Source organism: Enterobacter cloacae complex sp. ECC445, assembly GCF_021892025.1.
Taxonomy (GTDB): domain Bacteria; phylum Pseudomonadota; class Gammaproteobacteria; order Enterobacterales; family Enterobacteriaceae; genus Enterobacter; species Enterobacter chengduensis.
The window spans coordinates 281722-306917 of the sequence record NZ_JAKLRZ010000002.1 but is presented as its reverse complement, the minus strand read 5'-3'; the positions used below and the strand labels follow the sequence as shown (position 1 = coordinate 306917).

At 58.1% G+C, this 25196-nt stretch carries 25 protein-coding genes and 1 pseudogene; 4 read left to right on the top strand and 22 right to left on the bottom strand.

Features of this window, described 5'->3' with window-relative positions:
* Positions 1-3: 3 nt before the first annotated feature.
* The 4 genes from L6R44_RS02930 (at position 4) to L6R44_RS02915 (ending at position 6522) form a co-directional block, all read left to right on the top strand.
* Complete coding sequence (locus L6R44_RS02930; RefSeq protein ID WP_237423194.1) at positions 4-2673, top strand: hybrid sensor histidine kinase/response regulator; 2670 nt, start codon at positions 4-6, stop codon at positions 2671-2673.
* On the top strand, positions 2670-4841 hold the full coding sequence (locus L6R44_RS02925; RefSeq protein ID WP_237423193.1) for a glycoside hydrolase family 2 protein: 2172 nt from the start codon (positions 2670-2672) through the stop codon (positions 4839-4841). Before L6R44_RS02930 ends, L6R44_RS02925 begins: the two co-directional genes overlap by 4 nt.
* A gap of 93 nt (positions 4842-4934) precedes the next feature.
* Positions 4935-5222, top strand: a complete 288-nt coding sequence (locus L6R44_RS02920; RefSeq protein WP_032640648.1) for a VF530 family DNA-binding protein — start codon at positions 4935-4937, stop codon at positions 5220-5222.
* A 7-nt stretch (positions 5223-5229) separates the two neighbouring features.
* Positions 5230-6522, top strand: coding sequence for a glycoside hydrolase family 10 protein (locus L6R44_RS02915; RefSeq protein WP_237423192.1), 1293 nt, complete (start codon positions 5230-5232; stop codon positions 6520-6522).
* Positions 6523-6561: 39 nt separating this feature from the next.
* Here L6R44_RS02915 and dsbG read toward each other — a convergent pair whose 3' ends face one another.
* The 22 genes and pseudogenes from dsbG to L6R44_RS02805 all read right to left on the bottom strand — a co-directional run bounded on the left by dsbG (position 6562) and on the right by L6R44_RS02805 (position 25182).
* On the bottom strand, positions 6562-7320 hold the full coding sequence (gene dsbG / locus L6R44_RS02910; protein WP_237423191.1) for a thiol:disulfide interchange protein DsbG: 759 nt from the start codon (positions 7318-7320) through the stop codon (positions 6562-6564).
* Positions 7321-7361: 41 nt separating this feature from the next.
* A complete protein-coding gene (locus L6R44_RS02905; protein WP_237423190.1) occupies positions 7362-7973 on the bottom strand; it encodes a DsbA family protein in 612 nt (203 codons plus the stop codon).
* 7 nt (positions 7974-7980) lie between these two features.
* Complete coding sequence (locus L6R44_RS02900) at positions 7981-10005, bottom strand: protein-disulfide reductase DsbD family protein (RefSeq protein ID WP_237423189.1); 2025 nt, start codon at positions 10003-10005, stop codon at positions 7981-7983.
* A gap of 48 nt (positions 10006-10053) precedes the next feature.
* Positions 10054-10422, bottom strand: coding sequence for a hypothetical protein (locus L6R44_RS02895; protein WP_032640659.1), 369 nt, complete (start codon positions 10420-10422; stop codon positions 10054-10056).
* An 87-nt stretch (positions 10423-10509) separates the two neighbouring features.
* Positions 10510-11070, bottom strand: coding sequence for an RNA polymerase sigma factor (locus L6R44_RS02890; RefSeq protein ID WP_080283023.1), 561 nt, complete (start codon positions 11068-11070; stop codon positions 10510-10512).
* A 5-nt stretch (positions 11071-11075) separates the two neighbouring features.
* Positions 11076-11495: a hypothetical protein gene (locus L6R44_RS02885; RefSeq protein ID WP_237423188.1), complete on the bottom strand. Its 420-nt coding sequence runs from the start codon at positions 11493-11495 to the stop codon at positions 11076-11078.
* 163 nt (positions 11496-11658) lie between these two features.
* Positions 11659-12087, bottom strand: a complete 429-nt coding sequence (locus L6R44_RS02880) for a WapI family immunity protein (protein WP_237423187.1) — start codon at positions 12085-12087, stop codon at positions 11659-11661.
* 9 nt (positions 12088-12096) lie between these two features.
* Entirely contained in the window at positions 12097-12771 is a 675-nt protein-coding gene (locus L6R44_RS02875) for a hypothetical protein (protein WP_237423186.1), read from the bottom strand.
* Between the two features lie 218 nt (positions 12772-12989).
* Entirely contained in the window at positions 12990-14540 is a 1551-nt protein-coding gene (locus L6R44_RS02870) for a methyl-accepting chemotaxis protein (protein ID WP_237423185.1), read from the bottom strand.
* 89 nt (positions 14541-14629) lie between these two features.
* The gene (locus tag L6R44_RS02865) at positions 14630-15646 is read right to left on the bottom strand and encodes a LacI family DNA-binding transcriptional regulator (RefSeq protein WP_237423184.1); all 1017 of its coding nucleotides are present in this window, start codon (positions 15644-15646) and stop codon (positions 14630-14632) included.
* Positions 15647-15674: 28 nt separating this feature from the next.
* Positions 15675-17081: a sucrose-6-phosphate hydrolase gene (locus L6R44_RS02860; RefSeq protein ID WP_237423183.1), complete on the bottom strand. Its 1407-nt coding sequence runs from the start codon at positions 17079-17081 to the stop codon at positions 15675-15677.
* Positions 17081-18451, bottom strand: a complete 1371-nt coding sequence (locus tag L6R44_RS02855) for a sucrose-specific PTS transporter subunit IIBC (protein ID WP_237423182.1) — start codon at positions 18449-18451, stop codon at positions 17081-17083. Before L6R44_RS02855 ends, L6R44_RS02860 begins: the two co-directional genes overlap by 1 nt.
* Before the next feature lie 66 nt (positions 18452-18517).
* Positions 18518-20035, bottom strand: a complete 1518-nt coding sequence (locus L6R44_RS02850; protein WP_237423181.1) for a carbohydrate porin — start codon at positions 20033-20035, stop codon at positions 18518-18520.
* A 173-nt stretch (positions 20036-20208) separates the two neighbouring features.
* Positions 20209-21099: an aminoimidazole riboside kinase gene (locus tag L6R44_RS02845; RefSeq protein WP_237423180.1), complete on the bottom strand. Its 891-nt coding sequence runs from the start codon at positions 21097-21099 to the stop codon at positions 20209-20211.
* Positions 21100-21187: 88 nt separating this feature from the next.
* A pseudogene (locus L6R44_RS02840) lies at positions 21188-22048 on the bottom strand (EAL domain-containing protein); the annotation flags it as partial.
* Between the two features lie 144 nt (positions 22049-22192).
* Positions 22193-22582 (bottom strand): Mor transcription activator family protein, encoded by a 390-nt coding sequence (locus L6R44_RS02835; protein ID WP_237423179.1) that lies wholly within the window; start codon positions 22580-22582, stop codon positions 22193-22195.
* Positions 22579-23007, bottom strand: a complete 429-nt coding sequence (locus L6R44_RS02830) for a gp16 family protein (RefSeq protein ID WP_237423178.1) — start codon at positions 23005-23007, stop codon at positions 22579-22581. The genes L6R44_RS02835 and L6R44_RS02830 overlap by 4 nt, the downstream gene beginning before the upstream one ends.
* Positions 22997-23212 carry a hypothetical protein gene (locus tag L6R44_RS02825; RefSeq protein ID WP_237423177.1) on the bottom strand — a complete coding sequence of 72 codons (216 nt, stop codon included), beginning with the start codon at positions 23210-23212 and terminating at the stop codon, positions 22997-22999. The genes L6R44_RS02830 and L6R44_RS02825 overlap by 11 nt, the downstream gene beginning before the upstream one ends.
* Positions 23209-23895: a DUF2786 domain-containing protein gene (locus L6R44_RS02820; RefSeq protein ID WP_442876497.1), complete on the bottom strand. Its 687-nt coding sequence runs from the start codon at positions 23893-23895 to the stop codon at positions 23209-23211. The genes L6R44_RS02825 and L6R44_RS02820 overlap by 4 nt, the downstream gene beginning before the upstream one ends.
* 182 nt (positions 23896-24077) lie before the next feature.
* Entirely contained in the window at positions 24078-24281 is a 204-nt protein-coding gene (locus L6R44_RS02815) for a hypothetical protein (RefSeq protein ID WP_237423175.1), read from the bottom strand.
* Positions 24271-24492 carry a hypothetical protein gene (locus tag L6R44_RS02810; protein WP_237423174.1) on the bottom strand — a complete coding sequence of 74 codons (222 nt, stop codon included), beginning with the start codon at positions 24490-24492 and terminating at the stop codon, positions 24271-24273. The genes L6R44_RS02815 and L6R44_RS02810 overlap by 11 nt, the downstream gene beginning before the upstream one ends.
* A gap of 78 nt (positions 24493-24570) precedes the next feature.
* On the bottom strand, positions 24571-25182 hold the full coding sequence (locus L6R44_RS02805; RefSeq protein WP_237423173.1) for a DUF3164 family protein: 612 nt from the start codon (positions 25180-25182) through the stop codon (positions 24571-24573).
* Between the last annotated feature and the right edge of the window lie 14 nt (positions 25183-25196).

Below are 25196 nucleotides of genomic sequence, written 5' to 3'. Positions count from 1 at the left end.
ACGATGAGCGCATTCACGTACGATCTTAACGCGCTGCCGGCCGCCGTCATGATTTATGACCGTGATGAACGCCTGCAGGCCTGGAATCACAACGTGGCCCTGTTCTATCCGGTCATCACCCCGTGGCTGAAGGAAGGGACGCCCCTTGAAGCGCTGGCGGAGCGCTTTATCGATGCCGTTTACAACGTCGATCCCGGCCTGCGCCAGACGTTGCGGGAGTCGATTGTGCGCAACTGTCGGCAGGATAAACACTGCGAGGTGCGCCAGGCCGGACAGCGCCGCATCTTCGTCCAGCACCAGCGGCTCGCGGACGGCGGCATTGTCAGCCTGCACAGCGACATCACCGAGCTGGACGAAGCCCAGCGCGCGCGCCACCAGCTGCATGACGACTTTTTGCTGACGGCGGAGTCCATTCATATCGGGATTTGGGACTGGCAGGTTTCCGGCGACACGCTGCAGGTGAACGATACCCTGCTTGCCATGCTCGGTCAGTCACGTACGCAGTGGCGATATCCGGTGCGTTTTCTGCTCAATCATGTCCACGAGGACGATCGCGCTGCGCTGCGCAGGGCGCTGCACGCCTCGAAGCAGGATCACCGCCCGGTCTTTGAATGCGAGATCCGCGTGCATCACCCTGGCGAAGGGCTGCGCTGGATGCTGCTGTCCGGGCAGGTCGTCACGCTCTCCATTGAGGGAAACGCCGAGCGGGTGATTGGCACGCTTCAGGATATAACCCGGCGCAAAGAGGCTGAAATTCAGGCGATCGCCTCGGCCCTTGAGGCAAAAAAAGCCAACGAGGCGAAAAGCGCGTTTCTGGCGAATATGAGCCATGAAATCCGCACCCCGATGAACGGCATCATCGGCATGACCCAGCTATGCCTCGATACCCCTCTCAGCGCCGATCAGCGCGATTATCTGACGCTGGTGATGAGTTCAGCGCAGTCTCTGCTGCATATCATCAACGATATTCTCGATTTTTCCCGTATTGAAGCTGGCAAAGTGGTACTGGACTCCGGGCCGGTTAATATTCGCCCTTTTATACAGTCACTGATTCGCCCTCTAATGCCCGGCGCGAGTGATAAAGGCATTGAACTTCTAGTGGATATCGCACCCGTTGTACCAGACATCCTGCTTGTTGATGGCGACCGGCTTCGTCAAGTCCTGACTAATTTACTGGGTAACGCGCTGAAATTTACCCATCAGGGGGAAATTATCCTGATTGTCGAGCCCGGCGATAGCGAGAGTCACTGGCGTTTTCGGGTTCGCGACAGCGGCATTGGCATACCGGCTGATAAGCAGAAGGTCATTTTTGAAGCCTTCAGCCAGGCGGATAATTCAACCACCCGCCGCTATGGCGGAACAGGACTCGGGTTAACCATTTCTTCGTGGCTGGTTTCAGCAATGGGAGGCAAGCTAACGGTTAGCAGTGAGCCCGGAAAAGGCAGCGAGTTTGCCTTTACGTTACCGCTAGCCGCCTGTGCGCTCTCTTCAGAGGAACGGCCATATAGCCACCGATTCAATGGAGAGGCGGTACTGGTGGTCGATGACAATACAACCAACCTGCAGTTGCTGGCCGCCATGCTCAGCCAGATGGGGCTAAAACCCACCTGCGTTAACAACGCCAGCGAGGCCATTGACCGGGTTAAAAGGGGAACAGCATGGCCGCTGATCCTGCTGGACGCGCAGATGCCCGATATGGACGGCGTGTCCCTGGCGCTTGAGCTTTCGGTGCTGCCGCAGGTTGCTGAAAGCCATATCATCATGCTGAGCTCCATGAGCCGGCATTTTGATATCACTATGCTGAAGCGGATCGGGATTAAACGCTATCTGCATAAGCCTATCGCCCACGACGAGCTGCATCAGGCGATTGCCGACGCGTTTGAGCGTTCGCCGGTGCCCGTGAGTGAAAACACGCCCGCGCCTGCCGCCTCTTCCGTGGCGACGGGGCTGCGGATCCTGCTGGCAGAAGATAATCTGGTTAACCAGAAGGTCGCCGCGCGCCTGCTCGAGCGGCTCGGCCACAGCTGTCAGATCGTTGATAACGGCGTCGCGCTGCTGGAACGCTGGCGCGCGGGCGTCTGGGACGTTTTGCTGATCGACCTTCAGATGCCGGAGATGGACGGTGAAACCGCCATTCGCCTGCTGCGGGAAGAAGAACGGTCCCGCCCCGGCCCGGCTCAATCCACCGTTGCCATGACCGCTCACGCCATGCAGGGGGATAAAGAGCGCTGTCTCAACATGGGGTTCGACGGCTACATTGCTAAGCCCATCAGCCAGGCGCGTCTCGCCGAAGAGATTGCCCGCGTGCTCGAGCGCCACGATGAGTCAGCCGGTTTCCCGGATGAAGCGCGCCTGCTGAAACAGTGCGCTGACGATCCCGCCCTGGTGCAGGAGCTGCTGGCCCTGTTTGGCGAAGGGCTCAATGAGGCGATTAAAACCATTGCCCTGGCCATCGACGGCAACGATCGTGACGCACTGCGACGCGCTGCCCATAAGCTGCGCGGAGAAGCCGTCACGCTGGACTTCAGCACGCTCGCCCGGCAGCTCCAGGGGCTGGAAAGCGGCGCGCATGCGCTGGATGGGCAACAGCTTGCGGCGCTGAATGACAATCTTCGTAAGGAATCGCTGCGCCTGCTGGCGTGGCTCAACGCGCGCGGGGTAAACGAACCATGACGCGAAGCCTCGTGCTGCTTTTATCGCTCTTTATTCCCCCGCTGGCGGCGAACCCGGTCCCGGTCAGCTGGTCTCTTGCGGGAGAGTGGCAGGTTCAGGACGCTAACGACAGCACCACGCCTCCCGCGTCAGGCTGGCGCGCGCTTAAGGTCCCGGCCAACTGGTACAGCGCCGGGTACGATCATCAGGGTGCGCTGTGGTATAAGCAGGCGTTTACCCTGCCCGCGCAGCCGCCTGACGTGATGAGCACCCTGGTGTTTGACGGCGTCGATTATCTGGCGGACGTCACGCTGAACGGCCAGCCGCTGGGCAAGCATGAGGGCTATTTTCAGCGCTTTTCGCTGGATGCCAGCCCGGCGTTACAACGTCACAACCGCCTTGTGGTGAGGGTGGATAGCCCTTACGAAGATCCGCACACGGTCTGGCCGCTGCATAAGACCGCCATGAAGGGGATCCTTAACCAGCATGATACGCGCCCCGGGGGCGCCTGGTCGCCGGAAGGACAGGACGCCAACTCTGGCGGCATCTGGGCACCGGTCAGGCTGCATCTCAGCCGGGGTGTTGCGATCGACAACGTTATCCTCCGTCCGGACTGGTCCCGGGGGCTGACGCACCCAACGCTGAAGGCCGAGATCCGCTATCGCGCGCGCGGTCAGGCCCCGGCGACCGTGCGGCTCACCGCCACGCCCGCCAACTTCAGCGGCAAACGCTACCAGGCAGATTTACCGGTTACCCTCGAAAGCGGCGCCCATTCCGCGCAGGTGACGCTACCGATGCCGGAGGCAAAACTGTGGTGGCCGGTCGGCACGGGGAAACCGCACCTGTATAACATTCGCGTGGCATTACGCGATGAAAACGGCGTGATGGACACGGCGACAGCCCGCACCGGGCTGCGTAAAATCGTCGAGCAGCCCGACAATAAGGGCTGGCTTATTAACGACAGGCGCCTTTTCATTAAGGGCAGTAATTACATCGGTTCCCCCTGGCTCAGCACCATGACGCGAGAGAAATATCGTCGCGACCTCCAGTTGGTGAAAGCCATGAACGCCAACGCCATACGCGTGCACGGACACGTTGCCGGGCGCGCGCTATATGACGTGGCCGATGAGATGGGGATGATGATCTGGCAGGACGTCCCGCTGCAGTGGGGCTACGACAGCAGCGATGCCTTTACGGAAAACGCGGTGCGACAGACGCGGGAGATGATCGAACAGTTCGGTAATTCCCCCGCCATTATCGTCTGGGGCGGGCATAACGAACCGCCGTGGAACTCGCCGTGGATGGAAAAACGCTTTCCCGACTGGAATAAAGATCTGAACCGCACGCTTACGCAACGGGTCGCGGATACGCTGGCCGAAGATAGTTCCCGCATCGTGCATCGCTTTTCCGCCGTTGAGGAACATTACTGGGCGGGCTGGTATTTCGGCACCGTACGCGACCTGCTTACGCCGGCCAAAACGGGGATCATTACCGAGTTCGGCGCGCAGGCGCTGCCCCGCCTGTCCACGCTAAAAACCATCATCCCAGCGTCGCATCTGTGGCCAAAAACCAGCGCCGCTGACGATCCCGGCTGGAGCGTCTGGAAATACCATAACTTTCAGCCCTTCCAGACCTTTAAGTTTGCCGGTATTCCGCGCGGGAAGACTATTCAGGAGATGATTCGCAACACCCAGGCGTATCAGTCTCAGCTGGTCGCCACCGCGGCAGAAAGCTATCGCCGACAGCGATACCAGCCGGTGACGGCCCTGTTCCACTTCATGTTTGTTGAAACCTGGCCCTCTATCAACTGGGGCGTGGTCGACTACCTGCGTAAGCCTAAGCCCGGGTTTTACGCGTTACAACGCGCCTACCAGCCGATTCTGCCGTCCATTGAGCCGGTCACCGCCCAGTGGACATCCGGGGCGGCGGCCACCGTGCGTCTTTGGGCCATCAACGACACCTGGAAACCGTGCCGCGAATGTCTTCTGTCCTGGCGCATCAGCCAGGGCGATAAGATACTGGCAAAAGGCACGACAACGTCGACGATCGCCGCCGACTCGGGAACGATGGTTAAAACGCTTACGGTCACGCCCGCGGGCCAGGACGACGTGTCGATTCACTTTACGATTGAAAACGGCGCGGGAAAAATTGTCGGTGAAAACCAGCGCACGGAGTCCGTCATAAAGTGAGCGAGGGGAAAAGGAAAATTGCCGCTTCCCCTGCTTTCTTGTACCCTTTCAGCGTTTACCCCAATCCCAATTAAGCGAGACGCCCGGACGCCTATGACTGCACATATTTCCAAAGATCCTTTGCATGGCGTAACGCTGGAGATGATGGTCAACGCCCTGGTGGCGAAGTATGGCTGGAGCGAGCTGGGCGACCGCATCAAAATTAACTGCTTCAGAAAAGACCCCAGCGTTAAGTCGAGCCTGAAGTTTCTGCGCCGCACCCCGTGGGCGCGCGCGGAAGTTGAAGCCCTGTATCTGGACTCCCTTCACGATGAGGTGAGCGCAGAACAGGCGGCACCCGCCTTTAATCCCTGGGCCAACAGTCGGATTATCAAGAGCTAATACGCAAATGACGCGACACGTAAAACGGATTGGTGCGCTGACGGCCTGCGCACTTTTACTTGTAAGCTGCTCCTCAAAACCACCCAAATCACTGGTAACCCCGCTCCCCACCGTGAGCAAACCCGCCCAGCAGACCAACGAGCCGATGCGCGGGATCTGGCTGGCGACCGTCTCGCGCCTCGACTGGCCGCCGGTGGCCTCGGTGAACGGCCGCAGCGCGGACCAGCGCATCGCGATGCAAAAGCAGGCGCTGATTGCAAAGCTCGACAACCTGAAGCACCTCGGCATTAATACGGTATTTTTCCAGGTGAAGCCGGACAGCACGGCGCTCTGGTCATCCAAAATTTTACCGTGGTCAGATATGCTGACGGGCAACATCGGGGAGTATCCGGGATACGACCCGCTGCAGTTTATGCTCGATGAAGCGCACAAGCGCGGCATGAAGGTCCATGCCTGGTTCAACCCGTACCGCGTGTCCACCAACACCAAGCCGTCCACCATCGCCGCCCTGAACCGGACCGCGTATCAGTCCCCGTCCAGCGTCTATGTCCAGCACCCTGAGTGGGTGCGCATCTCGGGCGATCGCTTCGTGCTCGATCCCGGCATTCCGGAGGTGCGCGACTGGATCACCCGCGTGGTGACCGAAGTGGTGGCGAACTACCCGGTAGACGGCGTGCAGTTTGATGACTACTTTTACGCCGAATCCCCGGGATCCGCGCTGAATGATTCACAGACTTACCGGCAGTACGGACAGGGATTTGCCTCAAAGGCCGACTGGCGAAGACACAACACGCAGCAGCTGATCGTCCAGGTCTCCCGCGCGATTAAACAGACCAAGCCCGACGTTGAGTTTGGCGTCAGCCCGGCGGGCGTGTGGCGTAACCGCTCCTTTGACCCGGCAGGCTCCGACACCCGCGGCGCCGCGGCCTATGATGAATCCTACGCCGATACGCGTCAGTGGGTGCAGCAGGGCCTGCTGGACTACATCGCCCCGCAGATCTACTGGCCTTTCGCCCGGGATGCCGCCCGCTACGACGTGCTGACCAAATGGTGGGCCGACGTCGTGAAGCCGACCCACACTCGCCTGTATATCGGGATAGCGTTTTACAAGGTGGGCGAGCCGTCGCGAAACGAGCCGGACTGGACGGTTCAGGGCGGCGTGCCGGAGCTGAAAAAACAGCTCGATCTCAACGATTCGCTGCCCAACGTCAACGGCACCATCCTGTTCCGGGAAGATTACCTGAACAAGCCGCAGACGCAGCAGGCGGTGAACTATCTCCGTGGACGCTGGGGTAGCTGAATAACGGTCAGGCAGAAACCCCACGTTTCTGCCTTTTTTTTACGGCTTCGGCCCGAACATCGCCTCAAGCTGCTGCGCGTCCGGCATCCCCACCACCTGCTGCAGCTCGTTATCCGCATTGAGATAGTAAATGGCCGGGGTGGCGTTGGCGCCCAGGCTGTCCATCAGCGTCTGATGCTTCTGCAGGATCGCTACCGTTTCGCGCGACGCTTCCCCCTCAGGCTTCGGTAACTTTTTGCCGCCGGAGAGCTCGTACTCGCGCCAGGCTGAGACCGGATCTTTCGCATTCAGAATAGCGGAGGCGTTACGCCCGCTGTTGGGGTTAAGAAACGCCACCAGCAGCGTATTGAGCTGAACCTTGCCCGCCTTCACCCACGGCTGCGCTTCGGCCCAGAACTGCTTGCAGTACGGACAGAACGGATCGGCGAAGACAAAGACCTTGCGCGGCGCGTTCTCCGCCCCTTCCTTCAGAGGGTGCGCCGCGTTGAGGTTCTTCCACATTTCGCGCCCCATCGGGGCATAGATCTCTTTCTGGAAATAGCCCTCGCTGAGGTTTTTCCCTTTTTCGTCATACAGATAGCCCGAAATCACGTGCTTGCCGTCCGGGGTTAAAAAGAGCGTCACGCCCATGTCCTGATACTGCCCCAGCCAGGCAGGCGCGCCGCCGGGGGCATCCAGCTTCTTGATGATTTTAATATCCTGCTGCTCGCTGAATAGCTTCACCACATCCGGTATGGCGTCAGCGGCCTGGACCAGCCCTGAGGTCGCCAGCGCCGAAAGTAACAATAATTTTTTCATTTCCCTCTCCGGTTTATCGGGGGCATTGCGCCCCCTTCAGGTTAGCGGTTTTTCAGCGCGTCGCTGACCATTTCGTCGAACTGTTCGAACGGCACCCAGCCTGGCAGTAATCCCTCGCCAATCAGCGTGGCGGGCGTACCCTGTATGCCCATTTTTTCCGCAACGAGCAGGCTGCGCCTGATCGTCATCAGGCTCTCCTCGTCCGGCGTCGTGACGCTCACGCCCGCCCGCTTTTGCGCCTCCTGAATGCTGGCGTCATCGTGGTACCCCTTCTTCGCCATCAGGGCATGGTTCAGCTTCATAAACTGCCCGGGATCCTGACGCCAGAGCGTTAAGGCGTCTTGCGCGGCGGTTAGCGAGCTTTCCGAGCGGAAAGGTAAAAACTTAAACACCACGGCGACGTCGGGATGTTTTTCAACGATCTTCTCCAGGTACGGATCGAATTTCTTGCAGTACGGGCAGTTGTAGTCGGTAAACACCACCAGAGTGAGCTTCGGATTTTTTGCCCCGATGCGCGGGGAGTTCGGATCGTTAAACAGAAAATCTGCGATGATCTTCTGCGCGCGCTGCTCCTGGTCCGGCGTCAGCGGCTGGGCGGCGAACAGCTGAACCGGGGCCAGCAGGAGCATAAGCGTGATAAGGAGTTTTTTCATGACACAGTTAGCCTTTTGCGTTGTTCAGGGTGGTGACCAGGGCGTGCTTGTCCAGCAGCGGCGAGAGGATCTCCCCCTCAGGCAGACCGGGGCCATAAACGGCGTTAAACGGAATGGCGTAGCGGTTTCGCTTCGCCAGAAAATCCGCGATGAACGCGGACGGCTGGCTCCAGTCTCCGCGCAGGGCCACCACGTCCGGCTGGCGCAGCGCGGCAATGACGTCAGGCTGGTTCAGGACCCGGTGCTCGTTAACTTTGCAGGTCACGCACCAGTCCGCCGAAATGTCCACAAACACCCGTTTCCCCTGCGCCAGCGCGCTTTCGATAGCCTTTTCACTGAGCGGCTGCCACGGGATGGTCTGCGCAACGTTTTGTGCCGGAGCGTCCGGCGGCGCGTTTAGCAGCCCGCGCGCCTGATACCCGCCGAACGCCGGCAGCGCGATGACCACGACCCAAAACAGCGGTGAAGATTTTGGCCCCTTCAGCGCGAACAGCACGAGCGCGACGGCCGTCAGCACCAGCATCACGATCTGGCTAACCGCCTCGCCCAAATGCCCGCTCAGAAGTGTCGCCAGCCAGAGGCTGGAGGCCAGCATCATCAGGCCCAGAATGACCTTGAGCGTGTTCATCCAGCGGCCGGGCTTCGGCAGCAGCATGGCCGTTTTCGGCACCAGGGCAACGAACAGCCACGGCAGGCTCATGCCCACGCCGAGCATCAGGAAGATCAGCCACAGGGCGTGCAGCGGCGCGCCAAGCGCAAAGGCGACCGCGGTACCGAGGAACGGCGCGGAGCACGGCGTCGCCAGCAGCGTGGCGAACACCCCTTCGCAGAAGCTGCCGCCAAGCCCCCTGCCGCCTGCGGTTGCCAGCCGTCCTGAGGCGGCAGAAGGCAGCAATACCTCAAACGCGCCAAACAGGTTCAGCGCAAACAGGAAGGTCACGGCGACCATCAGGCCGATAAACCACGGGTTCTGAAACTGAATGCCCCACCCCAGCGACGCCCCGGTCAGCTTAAGAGCGGTCACCATCCCCGCCAGCAGCATAAAGGAGGTGAGGATCCCGGCGCTGGTGGCGAGGAAGCGCAGCCTGATCGCCCGCCTGTCCGATCCCGCCTGCAGGATGCTGTTAAGCTTCATGCCCATCACCGGCAGCACGCAGGGCATCAGGTTGAGGATCAGCCCGCCCAGCAGGGCAAAGAGCACCATTTTTCCCGTCCCGTCGGGCGCGTAAGGCTCGGCGGGCGCAGCGCCAACGGTCATGGTGGTTTGCTGCGCGTGACCGCCGCTGGTCAGCACAAACGACAGCCTCTTGCCTTCCAGCGACGCGGGTTTATCGCCCCATTCGTCCGTCACGGGTACCGTAACCCGAAGCGCATTGCCGTCGTGCGTAATAACCGGCTCTCCGGGCAGAATGTCGCCCTCCAGCGGGTCAAAGTAGATCCCCGGATTATCCCATTTCCCGTCCGTCGTGCCGGTAATGACCAGCTTGTCGCCTGAAAGCCAGGCGGAGAGATCCTTGGATACGCCGGACGTGCCCGGAACGGCGCGCATTGCTTGCTCGAAGCTGCTGCGAAAACCCTCATCCACGGGCTGGGTAAAATCGAGATGCAGCGGGTAGTCCGTCAGCAGGCAGACGTTGCTGCACGTAGAGAGCGTGAGCGTTGCGTCGAGCGCGTCGCCCTTCACGCCGTCGAGCGTAATGGGGATCGTGACCTTGTCGTGATAGCCCTGGGTCGTCATGCCGGAGATATCAAAGCGCGACGGTACCGGCCAGGACCAGCTATCCGTTACGCCCTCCGGCCAGCGGATTGTCGGCGCAACGCCGCCCTCGCCGGGCGATCGCCAGTAGGTTTTCCAGCCGGGCTTGAGCTCAACGGTGAGCAGGCCTTTAACGTGCGTTTGTTCCCTCTCCGCCTGAAAGCGGATGCGGGCGTGATCGTTTTGTGGGGAGACCAGCCAGCCGGTGTCTGCCGCATGGACAATGCCGATGCAGGACAGCCACAGGAAGACGAATCCCCTGAAGAGGTTAACCATGTTTTACTCCGTGAACAGTGAAAAATTATCGCGTGGTGACGATGTTTTTCATTCACGGAAGACGCAGTTTTTAAGGTGTATTCGGGGAGGCGGAGCCTGAACGGGCTGTTCCACGGACGCAAATGCCCGCCCTTGCGTAAACAGCTGCAGCAGCGCGAAGAAGATAATAATGGCCGGCAGCGCGCCGTCGAAGAACAGCGGCTGCGCGCAAAGCAGCGAGTGTGCGCCTAGCTGACAGGGCGATGGCCCGGACTGCTCGGTGCTGCTTTGCGACGGGGCATCTGCAATCAGGGACGTCTGCGTCTCCAGGCCCTGTAAAAAATGGTTGAGCATCACCGCGCGCTGCACGAGGCAAAGCGCCATCGCGAGACAGGTGACGATCAAAAGCCATTTTCCGAGGAGCTGACGGTTGCGCATAACATTCCAGAGTGACAAGACGCCCAGATCATAAACGATAGTGATGAATCTACAAGTGCCGGAAGTGTAAGGTTTTGTCTGCCGCCGCTATTCGCCCGTCAGCGCGTCATAAACGTCCCGCAGCCGCGTGCGCAGAAACAGCACCGCCTTGTGCTTGCGGGATAACAGCGCCTGTTCGCTGGCACCGGTCTCCTCTGCCAGCATTTTGATGCTGTAACCGTGAAGCTCGGTCTTTTCAAACGCCTCGCGCTGCGGCTGAGGAAGTTCAGATAGCGCCTGACCCAGCTCTTCCCACAGCAGCGTCTTGAGGTACTCCTCTTCCGGCGTGTGCGGGACGCCGAACAGGGTTTCGGCCAGCTCGTCCTCCGGAAAACCGTCATCATCTTCGCCCGTAAAATAGCCGGAGAGCGACACCTCGCGCTTTTTACGCGCCCGGTCGGTCATCTCGTTACGCGCCGCGCGGAACAGCCAGGCGGCGACGTTTTCGACCGGCTGCTCCACCTTCATCAGCTGATACGTCACTTCCTGCAAAATGTCGTCGGCGTCATCGCGGACGGGCGTCCGCCCGCGAATGAAGGCCTTCAGCCGGGCGCGACAGGCGTTGAGCGCCGACATCAACAGGGATCCGCCCGCCTCCCCGGCTTTCATTTCGCTCACTCTGCGTCTGGCGCTTTTGGCGTGGCGTCATCGCGCTTATCGTCACGATGACCGTGCCAGCCGCAGTGCCCGCGACCGTGGCGGCCAAACCCTTCGCGACGCTGCTGAATAAACGCCTCGCGCTGCTCGGGCGTCATGTTCATCCAGCGCTCGTGCATCCGGCGGTGCGCGCCAAACATGCCCGGGCGGAACCCCAGCCCGCCAAACAGAATGCGGCTCAGCACCAGAATGCCCAGCGCCTGCCAGAATCCGATGGCCTTCACGCCGAGGATCGCCGGGAGCAAGGCGTTCCACAGGCACATCACCAGCAGGCCGAGCACGATGAAAATCACCGCGCCGATGACTAAGCCCTTGCCCATACGGTGGCGACCGAATCCGCGCCCGTGACCTCTGCCGTGCATTTCAAAATCTCTCATCGTGTTTACCTCGTTTACCGTAACTGATTATGGCTTGTGATGAGGTAGACGGATGAGGATGGGAAATATTGCTGGGGAGAATATATTTTTTTGTGCTGCCGGATTTGGACTCATAGCTGTTAGAGCTGACGGGCGCTATGAGTCGCTTGCAGGCAAATAAGTATCAGTTTTGCCATGAAATGATATCGTCCAGACCAGAGAGCAGGTCGGGAAAGTAACTTTCATCAATATCGAAGGAATCATCAAGTGTAATACTGTCAGCATGGTTTTCAGGCTTAAGAACCATACTGACACCAACTGCCCCGGCAAAATGTGCCTGATGAAACTTAAGCACAACCTGTTCGAATACCGAGGTTAAATTGATATCCTTAAATTTCGCTCCCGTCTTTAAGGCCTGATGGAAACCCTGTGTATCATTTCGGAACTGCACCAACTGACCGACTAAAAACTCTGCAGCAAACTCTGTTTTTAAGGCAGGGATTGAGAATTCAACCCAAACCATAATACGGCTATAGGCAGGTTCTTCGGGCTCATTCAGCCTTTCATAAGGCGTTAATTTAAGGTGTCTGTCACCGCTTGTGATATCTATCATGATCCCCCCTTACGGCATGTACTGAAAATGCATGATAGTCCAGTCAGCTTCCCTGACCAAAACCTCAAGACGGTAAGCCTTATAAATATAAGTGCCTTTATTTTGCCTGTCTTCTACAAGCTTATACATACGAGCCTCGTAACGGAAAAGCCCTGGCTTTTTGAGAGGGTCCGGCGTTCTTATGCCATAACGAATGGCTTTCTCCTGAATCTGTAAAGGCACATAACGACCTGGGGTCAACATGTGTTTTGCCGATGACTCACTCATCCTGAGTGCGCGAGCTGATAAGCCCATTTTAAGGCGGCCACGCAAAAGACTGATGGTAGCCTCACTGAGTCTCACAGTTACGGCGGATTTGACACCACTTTCCAGTAACGCCTTACCTGCCCGAAAGAGACGAAATGCACCAAATGCAATGAGAGCGAGGTCTGTTGGGTCAATCAGGGGAGCTTCTAATGGCGCTTCTTCCAGCCTGACAAACCTGCCGTCGGCATCATAAATCTGCCATAAACCGGGAGCCTGAGCGACGGAATAACCAATACACATCCCGCTTTCATCATCAACAATGGGCTTTGAGTTCAGTGGAGGATTGCGGGGGCGAAATTCGAAATATTCACCGACTGGCAATGTAGACTGGAAGGTGTAGAAACGTCCGGGCTCGTCTGTAATTAATCCAACCGCCATTTCCAGGTTTCCTTTTGGGTTTATCCTGCGGCCATCTTAATGGACGTTATCGCTTCATTCCACTTTTCATGACGTTAACTTCATCCGCACAGAACATGAACGCTTCGCTGGAATTATTGAGAGGATGTGAACACCGCATTTTGTGAAGTCCTGTCTGGTACGGCTTCTCCATTACACCTACCAAAGATAAGGCTCCCTCAGGAGCCTCCTACCATCAATCAAGCCTGCACCGGCAACCTAAAGCTCGAAATACTCCGCGACAGCTGCTGCGCCTGTTCTTCCAGCGAAGCCGCTGCCGCAGCGGACTGTTGCACCAGCGCGGCGTTCTGCTGGGTCACGCCGTCCATCTCGGTCACCGCCTGGCCGACCTGGCTTATCCCGCGGCTCTGCTCTTCCGAAGCCACGGAGATCTGCTCCATCAGCGTATTCACTTTGTTCACCGACAAAATAATCGAGTCAATCACCTCGCCCGAGCGGTTGACCAGCTCCGCACCGTTTTTCACGCTGGAGACCGACTGCGCGATCAGGCTTTCGATGTCCTTGGCCGCCACCGCGCTTTTCTGCGCCAGGGTGCGCACTTCGCTGGCCACGACCGCAAAGCCGCGCCCCTGCGTGCCGGCTCGCGCCGCTTCAACCGCGGCGTTCAGCGCCAGAATGTTGGTCTGGAAGGCGATGCTGTTGATCACGCTGGTAATGTCTTCAATGCGCTTCGAGTTCGCCGCGATGGTATTCATCGTGTCGATCACCTCGCGGGTCACCGCTTCGCCGGTATGGGCATTGTTCACCGCGTCCTGGACCAGCTTTCCGGCCTGATACACGTTGTCGGTATTGTTCGCCACCGTCGCGCTCAGCTCTTCCATGCTGGCCGCCGTCTGGGTTAAGGCGGAAGCCTGCTGCTCGGTGCGTGATGCGAGGTCGATATTGCCGGAGGCAATCTCCTGGGCCGCGTGCGTCACGGTGTGGCTCGCATCGCGTACCTGGGCGATGGTCGCCAGCAGCGCCTGACGCATCTGCTCCATCGAGCCCATCAGTTGGTCGATTTCGTTATGTACACTGCCCTTCACCGGCACCGGAACGTCCAGCTTGCCTGCCGCAATCTGGCTACAGTGCTCGCGCGCCAGGTTGACCGGCGCGAAGACGAAGCGCTTCATGAAGATGCTGACGGCAACTATCACCAGCACAAACAGGCTGGCGATAGCGGCAATGATCGCCAGGCCAGAGACGAAGTTACTGCTCGCGTCTTCGTTCAGGCTTTTGGCGTATTTCTGGTGGACGGAAAGGACCTGGTCGAGAACGATCTCGTACTGGCGGTCAAGGCGGGAAACTTCCGGGATCAGCGCGTTAAATTTAGCGACATCGTGCGCCTCGGCGGCGTCGATGAGCGGCGCCAGCCCCTGGTTGCGGTAGTTTTGCCAGGCGTCCTGATAGGCGCTTACCAGCGGCGCTTCATCCGATAGACGCGGCGACGCCATAAAGGCCGCAAAGGCGCGATCCGCTTTGGTCAGGGCCTCTTTTACTGCAGATAGCTTTGCAGACTCGTCGGCAGTATTGCCCGCTTCCACCATCTTCACATACTCCATCACCCTAACGCGCAGCGTACGGCTGTGGTTGATGGGGTCGATAATGGACAGCACGACCTGAATCTCTTTGTTGACGTTATCCAGCGAATTATTACTTTTAATGATGAGGCCAACGCTGGTAACGGTGCTGACGACAAAGAAGAAAAGCAGCGAGAACAGGACAATCAGTGACGACTTTTTCAACGACATAAACCAATACCTCAAGGAGAATTATTCCTTATGGTTATCGGCCATTCCAAAACTTAAATTAATTAAAGTTATTGAAGTATCAGGTCGGGCTATTTCGCTGACTTATAGCGTCGCTGCAGGGTAGCATCCAGCTTCCGTTGCAGCGGTTCCGGGGTCTCACCCTCGATCAGTTTGCCAATCAAATCAAAGCAGTGCCACGCCAGCTGGCGGTTATCCTGGCGGATGGTATCCACCGGGATCGTCAGCGAATCGTAGAGATAGTGATCGTCAAAGCTGGCTAACCTGATATCGCTTTGCAGCAGGTTATGCTGGCCCATATAGCGCAGCACCCCTTCCAGCAGCCCGCAGGCGGCGGTGAACAGCGCTTTCGGCGGACGCCCCAGGCGGGCGCAGAGCTCGGCGAACATCTCGTACCCGGAACTTGGGTGATAGTTGCCGTGAATGATCCACTCCGGGCGCAGCGCTACTCCAGCCTCACGCAAACCTTGCTTAAACCCGTCCAGACGGTCGCGCGTCGGCGAAAGGCGGGGCTGCCCGCCCAAAAAATAGAATTCATCCGGATGCTGGCGCGCAATGTCCGCCACCAGCTCCGTCGTTGGCGTAATGGAGTCGGTGATCACCAGCGGCAGCGCGCTGTCGTTCATATGGCGGTCAAACAGCACCACGGGGAGCTGCTCGCTGAGCTTCAGGTAGTCCGCATCATTGAGCATGCTGGAGGCGACAATCAGCCCGTCGACCTGACGCGCCACCATGTTGTTCACCACCACCGTCTCCTGCCCCGGATTTTCATCGCTGCAGGAGATCAGCAGCTGAACGCCCGCCTCGCGGCACAGCGTTTCCAGCTCGTGAGAAAAGACGGCGAAGCCGTAGTTGGTGATCTCCGGCACAACCAGGCCAACGGTGTGGCTGCGGTTATCGCGCAGCGACCGGGCGTGAATGCTGGGCTGATAGTGATGCTCTTTGGCGATCGCCAGCACGCGCTCGCGCGTCTCTTCCGCCACGCGAAGCTCTTTGCTGCGCCCGTTCAGGACCAGGCTGGCGGTGGCTTTTGATACCCCCGCCAGCTCCGCGATGTCTTTAATGGTGACGCGTTTTGTTTTTCTCACAACGACTTAGATCCGGCTGCCAAAACCCTCATTCTATCATGCAGGCGCGCAGCGACCAGTAGCGTAATGTGATATCGGACGCACCTTCGAAACGCACCCGGGCCGGATGGTCAGGAAAATAGCGGCTGCTCATTACCCCTTCGCCGTGGTTAATGAAAATTTCGACGCTGGAGCGGTCGCACAGCACGCGCAAATGGCGAACGTCGCCCTGCCAGTAGCGGTTCAGCGTTTCACCGGTGTCCAGGCTCGCGCGTTCCAGGCGTATACCCTGCACATCGAGCGTGAGGCGCAGCGCGCCGGCAAAATCGACGCTCACCTGCGATGCGCTGAGCTCAAACTCCAGGCGCGTCGCGTCCAGAAGAGGCGCATTGCTGGCGCGTCCCTGCCAGCCCTGTTCCTCTTCACGCAGCGCCGCCAGCTCGCGCGCCGGGGTCTGCCAGAGCCTGCCGTCGCGATAGCGCAGTTCGCGCGGACAGGTCATCTGGTGCATCCAGCCGTGCGCCCGGGTTGGCTGAAGCATCTCTTCTCCGTCCGGGACGCCCATCCAGCCGATCAGAATGCGGCGGCCGTCTTCCGCCAGCGTCGTTTGCGGGGCGTAGAACTCAAAGCCCGCGTCCAGCTCGTGCAGGTCTCCGTGATCGAACCGGGCGGTGGAATAGTCAAACGCCCCGCTCACCCAGGTCGCCGGATAGGTGTTGAGATAGCGGTGCGGCTCGCGCGCCAGTCCCTGAGGGCAGCAGATCAACACGTGCGTGTCGTCGAGCGCGAACAGGTCCGGACACTCCCACATATACCCCGCATCCTTCAGGCCGTGAACCCCGTGGCCTGCGATCTCCCCGCAGGACGTCCAGGCGTGCAGATCGGCTGATGTAAACAGCAGCACCTTGCCGCGCTTTTGCACATCCTGCGCGCCCAGCACCATGTACCACGCGCCGTCGTGCTGCCACACCTTCGGGTCGCGCACGTGACCGGTGTAGCCTTCCGGCAGCGCCAGCACCGGTCCCAGCTTCTTAAAGCTTCCGTCCGGCTGTTCCACGGCCAGGCACTGCCAGGCCGTACGGCTGCCGTCATCGAACTTGACGTTGCCGGTGTAGCACAGCGTCAGCACGCCCTGGTTGTCCACGGCGCTACCGGAGTAGCAGCCGTTGCGGTCATACGCTTCGTCGGGCATCAGCGCCAGCGGCTCGTGCCGCCAGTGCACAAGATCCGCAGAGCTCCAGTGCCCCCAGCACTTAAACCGATGCGCGCAGTCCAGCGGGTTCCACTGATAGAACAGATGGTAGCGACCGGCAAACCAGATGAACCCGTTCGGGTCGTTCATCAGCCCCGTCACCGGCGCGGCGTGCCACTGCGGATAGTGGCTATCCGCCAGCGCCCGCGGCTGGCCTTTCATAACGGCCTGCAGGATCGCAGGCCAGCGGGAAGGTAACGTCATTATTCAGCATCCGTTTTATATTTCAGCAGCAGCGAGACGGTAAACGCCACGCCGAAGGCAATCACCATGCCGATAATATAGTTCAGCAGCGAGCTGGCCTGAACGATGGCCATGCCCGGAATGGCGGTCAGCCCGACGGCCGTCATGTAGACATGCACGGAGACCACCCAGGCCCCGCCCACCGCGCCGCCGATCAGCGCGGCGATAAACGGCTTAACGAAGCGCAGGTTGATACCAAAAATGGCCGCTTCGGTGATGCCCAGCATCGCAGAAAACGCCGACGGCAAGGTAATAGCTTTGATTTTGGCGTCTTTGGTTTTGAACCACACCGCCAGACACGCGCCGCCCTGCGCCACGTTCGCCATGGCCCAGATCGGCAGCAGGAAGTTCACGCCAATCGACGGGTTGCCCAGCAGCCCGGCTTCAATCGCGTGGAAGCTGTGGTGAATACCGGTGATCACAATCACCGAGTAAAGCCCGCCGAACAGCAGCCCGGCCAGCCAGCCCGCGTGTTCAATTAAGGTGCTCAGGATAAAGGAGATGCCGTCGCCCAGCCCGCGCCCTGCCGGACCAATAATCAGCAAGGCGATGAAGCCGGAGATCACCACGGTGAGGAACGGCGTCAGGATCAGGTCTAAGGCATCCGGAATTACGCGGCGCAGGTTTTTCTCCACGATGCTCATAAACCAGACGGCCAGCAGCACCGGAAACACCGTGCCCTGGTAGCCAATCATCGCGACCTCAAGGCCGAAGAAGTTCATGGTGTGGAAACCGGAGGCTACGCCCCAGGCATTGGTCAGCGCCGGGTGCGTCAGAATGCCGCCCAGCGTCGCGCCCAGATACGGGTTGCCGCCAAACTCCCGCGCGGCGGTAAAGCCAATCAGAATAGGCAGAATGATAAACGCCGCCGAGCTGCACATGTCCAGCATGATGTAGAGGGCGTTATCCGCATTGACCCAGCCGTAGGTTTTCACCATGCCGAGCAGGCCCATCAGCAGGCCGGAGGCGACAATCGCGGGGATGATCGGCACAAAGATGTTGGAGAGCAGACGTGCAATGCGCTGGAACGGGTTCAGCTTGCGCGCCGCCAGATCCGCAGCCTCCGATTTACTGGATTCGCCGATCCCCGCCGCCTGAATAAACGCGGCGTAAACCTTGTTGACCACGCCCGTGCCAAAAATCACCTGCATCTGTCCGGCGTTACGGAAGCAGCCCTTCACGCCGTCAACCTTGCCGATCGCCTGCTGGTCGGCCAGCGCGTCATCGACCAGCACCAGACGAAGACGCGTTGCGCAGTGCGCCGCGCTGGCGATATTTTCCTTGCCACCGAGCAGCGGAATGAGCTCGCGGGCGATTTGATTAAAATCCATAGACACCTCTGCCTGACTTCTTTTTATGATGTGCGAAACGCCCCCGCCAGGCGGGAGCGTGATGGGTTAAAACCAGGTTTCCATCTGGACCCCAAAGTTCCATTCCCCGCCGGCGTTGAAGCCGCAGCTGCCAAAGGCATCATCGCTGGCGTAATGATCCAGTTTGCTGCTCCAGTCCATCCAGGTGGCAAACAGGCGCAGCTCCGGACGGCTGAAGAAATCGCCGATTTTGCTCGCTTTTAAGGTTGGCGCAAAGGTCAGCTTGTAGAAGCTGCCGTTGACGGCGTTGCGGTCCTTATAGCCTTCCGGGTGCAAATCCATGTACTGATAGCTGCCCTCAAACGCCAGGGCAAAGTTCTGGGTCACCTCTTTGATCAGGCGGGTGTTGAGCGTCACCCATTCATAGCTGTCGCCCTTGACGTAGCGATCCTTACTGCTCTGCGCCAATACGGCGGGCGCAACGCTCCAGCCACCGCCGATCGGCGTGACACCGTAACTTGCAAAGCGCCAGGTATCGGCTTCAGACAGCAGCGCGCCGTCGGAGCCGATGCTTTTCACTTCCGCACCCAGCCCGTGACCGTACAGCAGCGCCGTTTTAGCGGTCCCTTCGCGCAGGCCGTAGAAGCTGTCATTATGCAACCCAATCAGGGCATGAACGCCGGTATTGGCGGCGTCCGTTTTGATGAGATCGCCGTTGGCGTCCTTACGGTCGTCGTTATCCTTCGCCCGCAGGCCGCTCACCATCAGCTGGAGCGGCCCGGCGAAGTGGTTCATGGTGAGGATATAGTTCTGAACGTTATTGTCGGTCTGCTCCACGCTGCCGAAGTTGCGGCCATAAATGGAGAAGTTGCTGCGCAGCGAATCGTTCCATTTCACGTCATAAACGCCGCCGCCGGTACCGGCCAGGAACACCACGTCGGAATCCAGCCAGTGGATATCAAAGTTATCGCGGTCGAAGCGTTTACCCGCCCAGAAGGTGCTGCCCTTCAGCGCGCCGGTAAAATCAGGCAGATTGCCCAGCTCCGCGAAAGCCTGGCGAATATTGAGGTCGCTGGTATCGGCTGACCAATCGTTATAGGTTCTCTGGCCGTCGGCCAGCATCGCTTTAAAGCGCGTGGTCGCGCCGTTGTCCAGCGTCTGTTTGTGCTCAAGGTTAAGCTCAACGTAGGTATCAGCTTCGTTACCCAGACGCCCCACCGCACCGCCGGTTTCCCCGGCCGGAGTCAGGTAAGGGCCGCTTTTGCTGCTGGAGGCCGCGTCGTTCATCAGCAGGCCGGAACGAGCGTAGCCGTGAAACTCAAACCCGCCGCTTTGGTCCGCCTTCTTCTCCAGGGCGGTGGTACGCTGTGCCACCTCCTGGGTCGTGGTTTGCGCCTGCTGCTGCGCGGCAACCAGCTGCTGCGTTTTTTGTTCGGCCTCCGTGGCGCGTTTTTCAGCCACCTGGGCACGCGTTTCCGCAGCCTGAAGGCGCTGTTCCATCGCGGCAAGACGCGCTTCGATACTTGTCATATCCGTTTGGGCAAAAACAGAGGTACTTCCGGCCAGCATGCCTATCATCACGGCAAGTCTGCGTTTCTTATACATTTTGTCGCATCCCTAAAAGAAGTTATTAAACGTGCTAAATTGCTAAACCGGTTTAGGTTGCTGATACTAAACCTCTCGATTTTGGATCGACAATCTTTTTTGCTAAACCGTTTTAGTAAGTGTGATCGGGGCGACAATTCAGGCCATCGAATGACGGCCTGTGAAGGAAGGATTTACAGATCGTGCTGCCAGGGCAACGCGGTCATCGCCCCTTTGGCCGTGGTGGCCAGCGCGCCGCAGCGCTGGGCGAGCGCGATAACCGGCGTCAGGTCCTGTCCGGCGGCCAGCCCGTAGAGCAGCCCCGCCACAAAAGCATCGCCCGCACCGGTCGTATCGACGCACTGCACAGGCGTTGCCGGGTAGTGTTTTACGGTACCTTCATGCCACGCTGTTACGCCCGCTTTTCCCTGGGTAACCAGCACCAGACGCGCCGGGCAGCGCTGCATCAGCACCTCCAGACCGCCGTTGACCTCCGCGCTGCCGGTGAAAAAGGCCAGTTCTTCTACCGAAAGTTTCACCACGTCAGCGCTTTGCAGCGCCTGTTCAAGACAGCGGTGAAGTGCGTTCTCATCCGGCCAGAGATCCGGGCGAATATTCGGGTCGAAACTGACGTAACCGCCCGCCTCCCGGATGGCGGCCATCGCCTGAAATGTCGCAGTACGGCTCGGCTCGGCGCTTAAGGCGATGGAGCAGACATGCAGCCACTCCCCGGCGCTGAACGACGGCAGGTCGGCGGGTTCGAGAAACAGATCGGCGCTCGGGCGCACCATAAAGGTAAACGCTCGCTCGCCGTGGTCGTCCAAATCGACCACCACCGTTGAGGTGCGGTGCGCCGGGTCAAGGCGCATCCACGTCACGTCAACCCGCTCGTCAGCGAGCGTTTTCGCCATAAAGCGCCCGAAAGGATCGTCGCCAACCCTGCCGATAAAGGCGCTCTGGCCGCCCAGCCGGGCAATACCGACCGCGACGTTCGCCGGCGCGCCGCCGGGACACTGCAGTAATCGACCTTCTCCATCGGGCAGCAGATCCACTACCGCGTCGCCAAGTACCCAGATTTTTTTCATGTGATCCTCATAGCTAAACAAAGTTAAACCGTTTTAGCCATTTAAGCACAGGCCGGGCTAAGGGGAAATAACGGGAGGGAAATTTGACTTAACGCGCCAGATGCGGCCAGTGGATATCGCCGACGCCATTCAGCTGCGGCCGGGCAAACAGGAATCCCTGAAAGCGTCGGATCCCGGCAGATTCGAGCCAGCACCACTCCTCTATTTTCTCGATACCTTCCGCCACCAGGGTGATTTCAAGATCGGAGCAGCAGCTGATGATAGAGCGCACAATCGCCTGTTTTGGGCCGCTGAGGTGAATATTGCTGACAATTTCCCGGTCGATTTTAATTTTATCCGGCTGGAAGCGCGTCAGCAGAGAGAGGCCGGCATAGCCGGAACCAAAATCATCGATCGCCATGCCCACTCCCTCGCCGCGAAGCTGCTTAATGGCGCTGTTGAACTGGTTAAGTCCGGATATCATTTCGTTTTCAGTGATTTCAAGCACAACCTGCTCTGGCTGAAGCCCGTGTTTTTTAATGTGATCGACCAGAAATTCTACTGCGCCAGGGACATTCACCAGCGACATCGGCAGCAGGTTTACCGCAATTTTATGGCTGCCAATGCCCATCTTTTCCGCCAGCGCAAAGGCATACGCTTTCGTCTGGAGATCGACCTGGTAGAGGGTGTCCGGGTCAAGGGTGCGGAAGAATTGCTCCGGGCTGCCGCCGTCATTGCCGCGGATAAGGGCCTCAAGAGAGCTGATCTTCCCTTCCGAAGGCTCAACGATTGGCTGAAGCGCAAACTGACAGGTTTGCCCGGCAATCAGGCCCAGCGGCGCGCCAAAAGGCAGCGTTTCGGGTTCGAGCGTCCACGTTGTCGGGTCGTAACGCCCGCCCGACAAGATCGGACGTTTGCTGGTAATGAACGTCTGGATAAATTTGAACACCCGGTGATTAGACTTGAGATAAATGACAGGGAGTTAGTGAGATAATTATGGGAAGAACTGGGTCGACATGGGAAGAGACTGGATGGAATATGCAATAATCTTACAGTATGTGAAAATCAGACCGGCCCGAAAAAAACAAAGCTCGCACCAGCCTGATTTCAGAGTTTACTCCTTTTTCCCGATGTTGGCATCGGGGTCACCATCAAACAGTTTTCCCTGCATCCGATCCAGCTCTTCTTTTCTTACCCGCTTCACCACGCTGTAGACCCACTGCAGAGAAACGCCAAACTTGCGGGCCAGTTCATGATGGTTGCGCCCGTCAAACTCCTGGAAGATTTCCCTGTCGCGCTGGCTGACTTTCCAGACCATCCCCATCGGGAAATAGACGTTTTGCCCGCCCCAGACCTGCATCATGCGGTTAGCGACAGCCTCACCAATCTGATCGGCAACGGCGGGGTCAATATCGATAATCTCACGGACGGTCTCTGAGGTATGCTGCGCCAGTTCAACCAGCAGCTCCGGCCCCTTACTACGAAACTGACTCATATCGCTCATAGTTTTCCCCCCGTGGCCCTGCGTTGCCACTTCTTCAGTTTCTCTATTACGCTACTGGCCTGGTCACTGCCGAGCCAGCGTAACGCACTGACACCGGTTTCACGTTTAACCCAGAGCGCCAGCGCCTGCTCAGAACTGTCGCGAACGATGCCAGCAGAGGCCATTTCAAGCCACAATGCACGGATTTTCTTCGACTGCGGGTGGGTATCAAGCGATAAACCGGACCGGGCTTTTCCCGCAGGCTTAATGCAAAAGCCCTTATTCTTCATAGACTCCATGACGCGGTTAAGCTGCGTGACGTCCATTCCTTTCGTGGAGGCTTTACCCGTCAGCCCCTGCAGCATCTGCCGGTAAGTATCCTCGTCCATATGCAGATCGTTACGGGCAATATGAATAAGCTGAATGAGGCGTTGTTTAGTCATCATCGTTCTCCCCCTTTGACTTCCCCCTGATATAGTCAACATATAAAGGAAGGGCCACCGGCCAGAACATGAACATCACCGCCCAGCTAATCCAGTATTTGGCTCCGCTGTATCGTGAACAAAAGCCCGTATAACGATGCAGGTCCGCGGTACACCAGCCCACGAGGCTATACCAGAACAGGGCGCATACAACAGTATTAGCTATCATAAGCCGCTCCTCAGTTTCCGCTGTTCCTGCCCGCTGACGGGCTGATGCAGCCTGACATTCTCCCCTTCCTGATAACCATGGTTACGGGACATATCCGCATCACGCGATTTACCAGCCTCACGACCAGTGGTTTTACCAGAATCCGGGTATTTCTGTTCAAGCCAGAGACTAGACAGCTCCCGCTCCTCACGGGTCATAGCAAAAAATTGCACTTCACTGCGCACGGCCAGTACCCAACCTTCGGCAAATTTGTCGCCCCGGCTGGTCTTCGTTGTGCTTTTGATTCTTTTATTCTGCTGCCCGATATAGTTTTTCCGCGCCGCGATGAGTTGTCTGGCGAGAACATCCCAGGTATAAGACGCCAGCTCAACGCGGTCTTTATTGCCGTAAAAACCAACGCTGGGTTTGTGGCCTGAATGGATAATAGATTCAACACCAAAAGCGGCCTGGATGATGCCCAGCAGCCCCAGCATGTAACGTGGTGGATTGACGCTGCCTGCAGCCCAGTAGTTACTGATGCTTTCATCTATATCGCTGAGCGCGATATCGTCACGGGTGATGCCATATGCCTGCATCAGTTTTTGAACACGCTGCAGTGCCAGTGAGGCTTCGTGGGGATTATCAGATTTCGACAGCGCCAGCAGTTTTTTTAACTTTTCCAGCACTTTTTCTTTATCAGTCATTGGCATGGTTTAGTCCTTTGGTGTGCACACACCACGAAGATAAATTTCACCGGCATTGACGCGTTTAACTTCCTGGAATGCCGCCCTGCAGGCGCTTTCAGTAGTAAATTCCAGAGATGTTATGACCAGCCCTTCGCCTTCAGTACCTGATGTGAACATCCACAAAATAAGTATCCACATGATTACCGGCCCTCTTTAATAGCGATATCCAGCATATTGAGCACCATATCTGTCATTACGCCTTTTCCGTTTATCGCAACATGGGCCAGTATTTCACTGCGAGCCGCTTTAAGTATCCCGAGATTAATCCGTACAATTCGCTGGTTATCTGCGTTCAGAGCCTTAATTCGTTCTAAACAGGTTGCCTCTGAGATATTAATTTTCATCGGGTACCTCCGGAGAGGCAAAACCCATATTCACCTCACAGGGTTCGAACTCCATTAAGGGAACGTCTGTAAGGTAATGCTGGCTGCAGTGAGGGCATACCAGGACGATGCGCACTGCCGGAACGTGGTGCCGGTCGGAGAACACCACGCTGGCTTTGCTGAAGTTCAGGGTCTCAACACTGGCCTCACAATTTCTGCATTTAATACCCATGATTTATACCTCTGTGTGGTTTTCGGCGTGCAGAAGCCCACAGCTCTGACGCCGAAATAAAAAGAAATTGAATTAAAATTAAATGGCAGCGATATCTAACGGGATATTAATTAGCTTCCCGTGCTTATTTTTCTCCCGGAAATTAATATAGGTTTTGGACATGGCCACCTGCAGTGATTCCGATATGGCCTCCATTGCCCGGCTCCAGCGCTCGTCCTGGATTTTGACGCGGCGCAGGGACAGAATACGTCCGGTATTGAGCTGGCCTTCTTTGTCCACCTGGAAGGCGTCGGCAATAATGGCCCGCAGATTGTCGTTCGCGCCTTCAGACCATTCGGTAACGCATTCGTCAATCAGGTCTTTGGCAATCTGCAGTTCAGGCCCGAACGTCAGGGTTTCCTGCACGCGGATAGTGATTTGCTCGCTACCATCAAAACTGCTGAAGGTCACGTTACCTTTGGCCCCGCCGCGTGTTCTGCCGTACTTCTCAGCCACAAGGTCAAGCCATGCATAGCACTCGTCGAAAGCGCGTTGCTTGAAGTCGCTGAGGTCAGCGCTTTTGACTTTCGCCGCAGCGACCTGCTCCCGGACGAAAGAGTCCATGGCAAGGTCATAGTCAGATACCTGATTAATCGGCACCAGGCGCCCCTTGCGGTCTTTCATGTAGTCTTCTTTATTTACTTCGTTCATCTTCGTTCACCTTA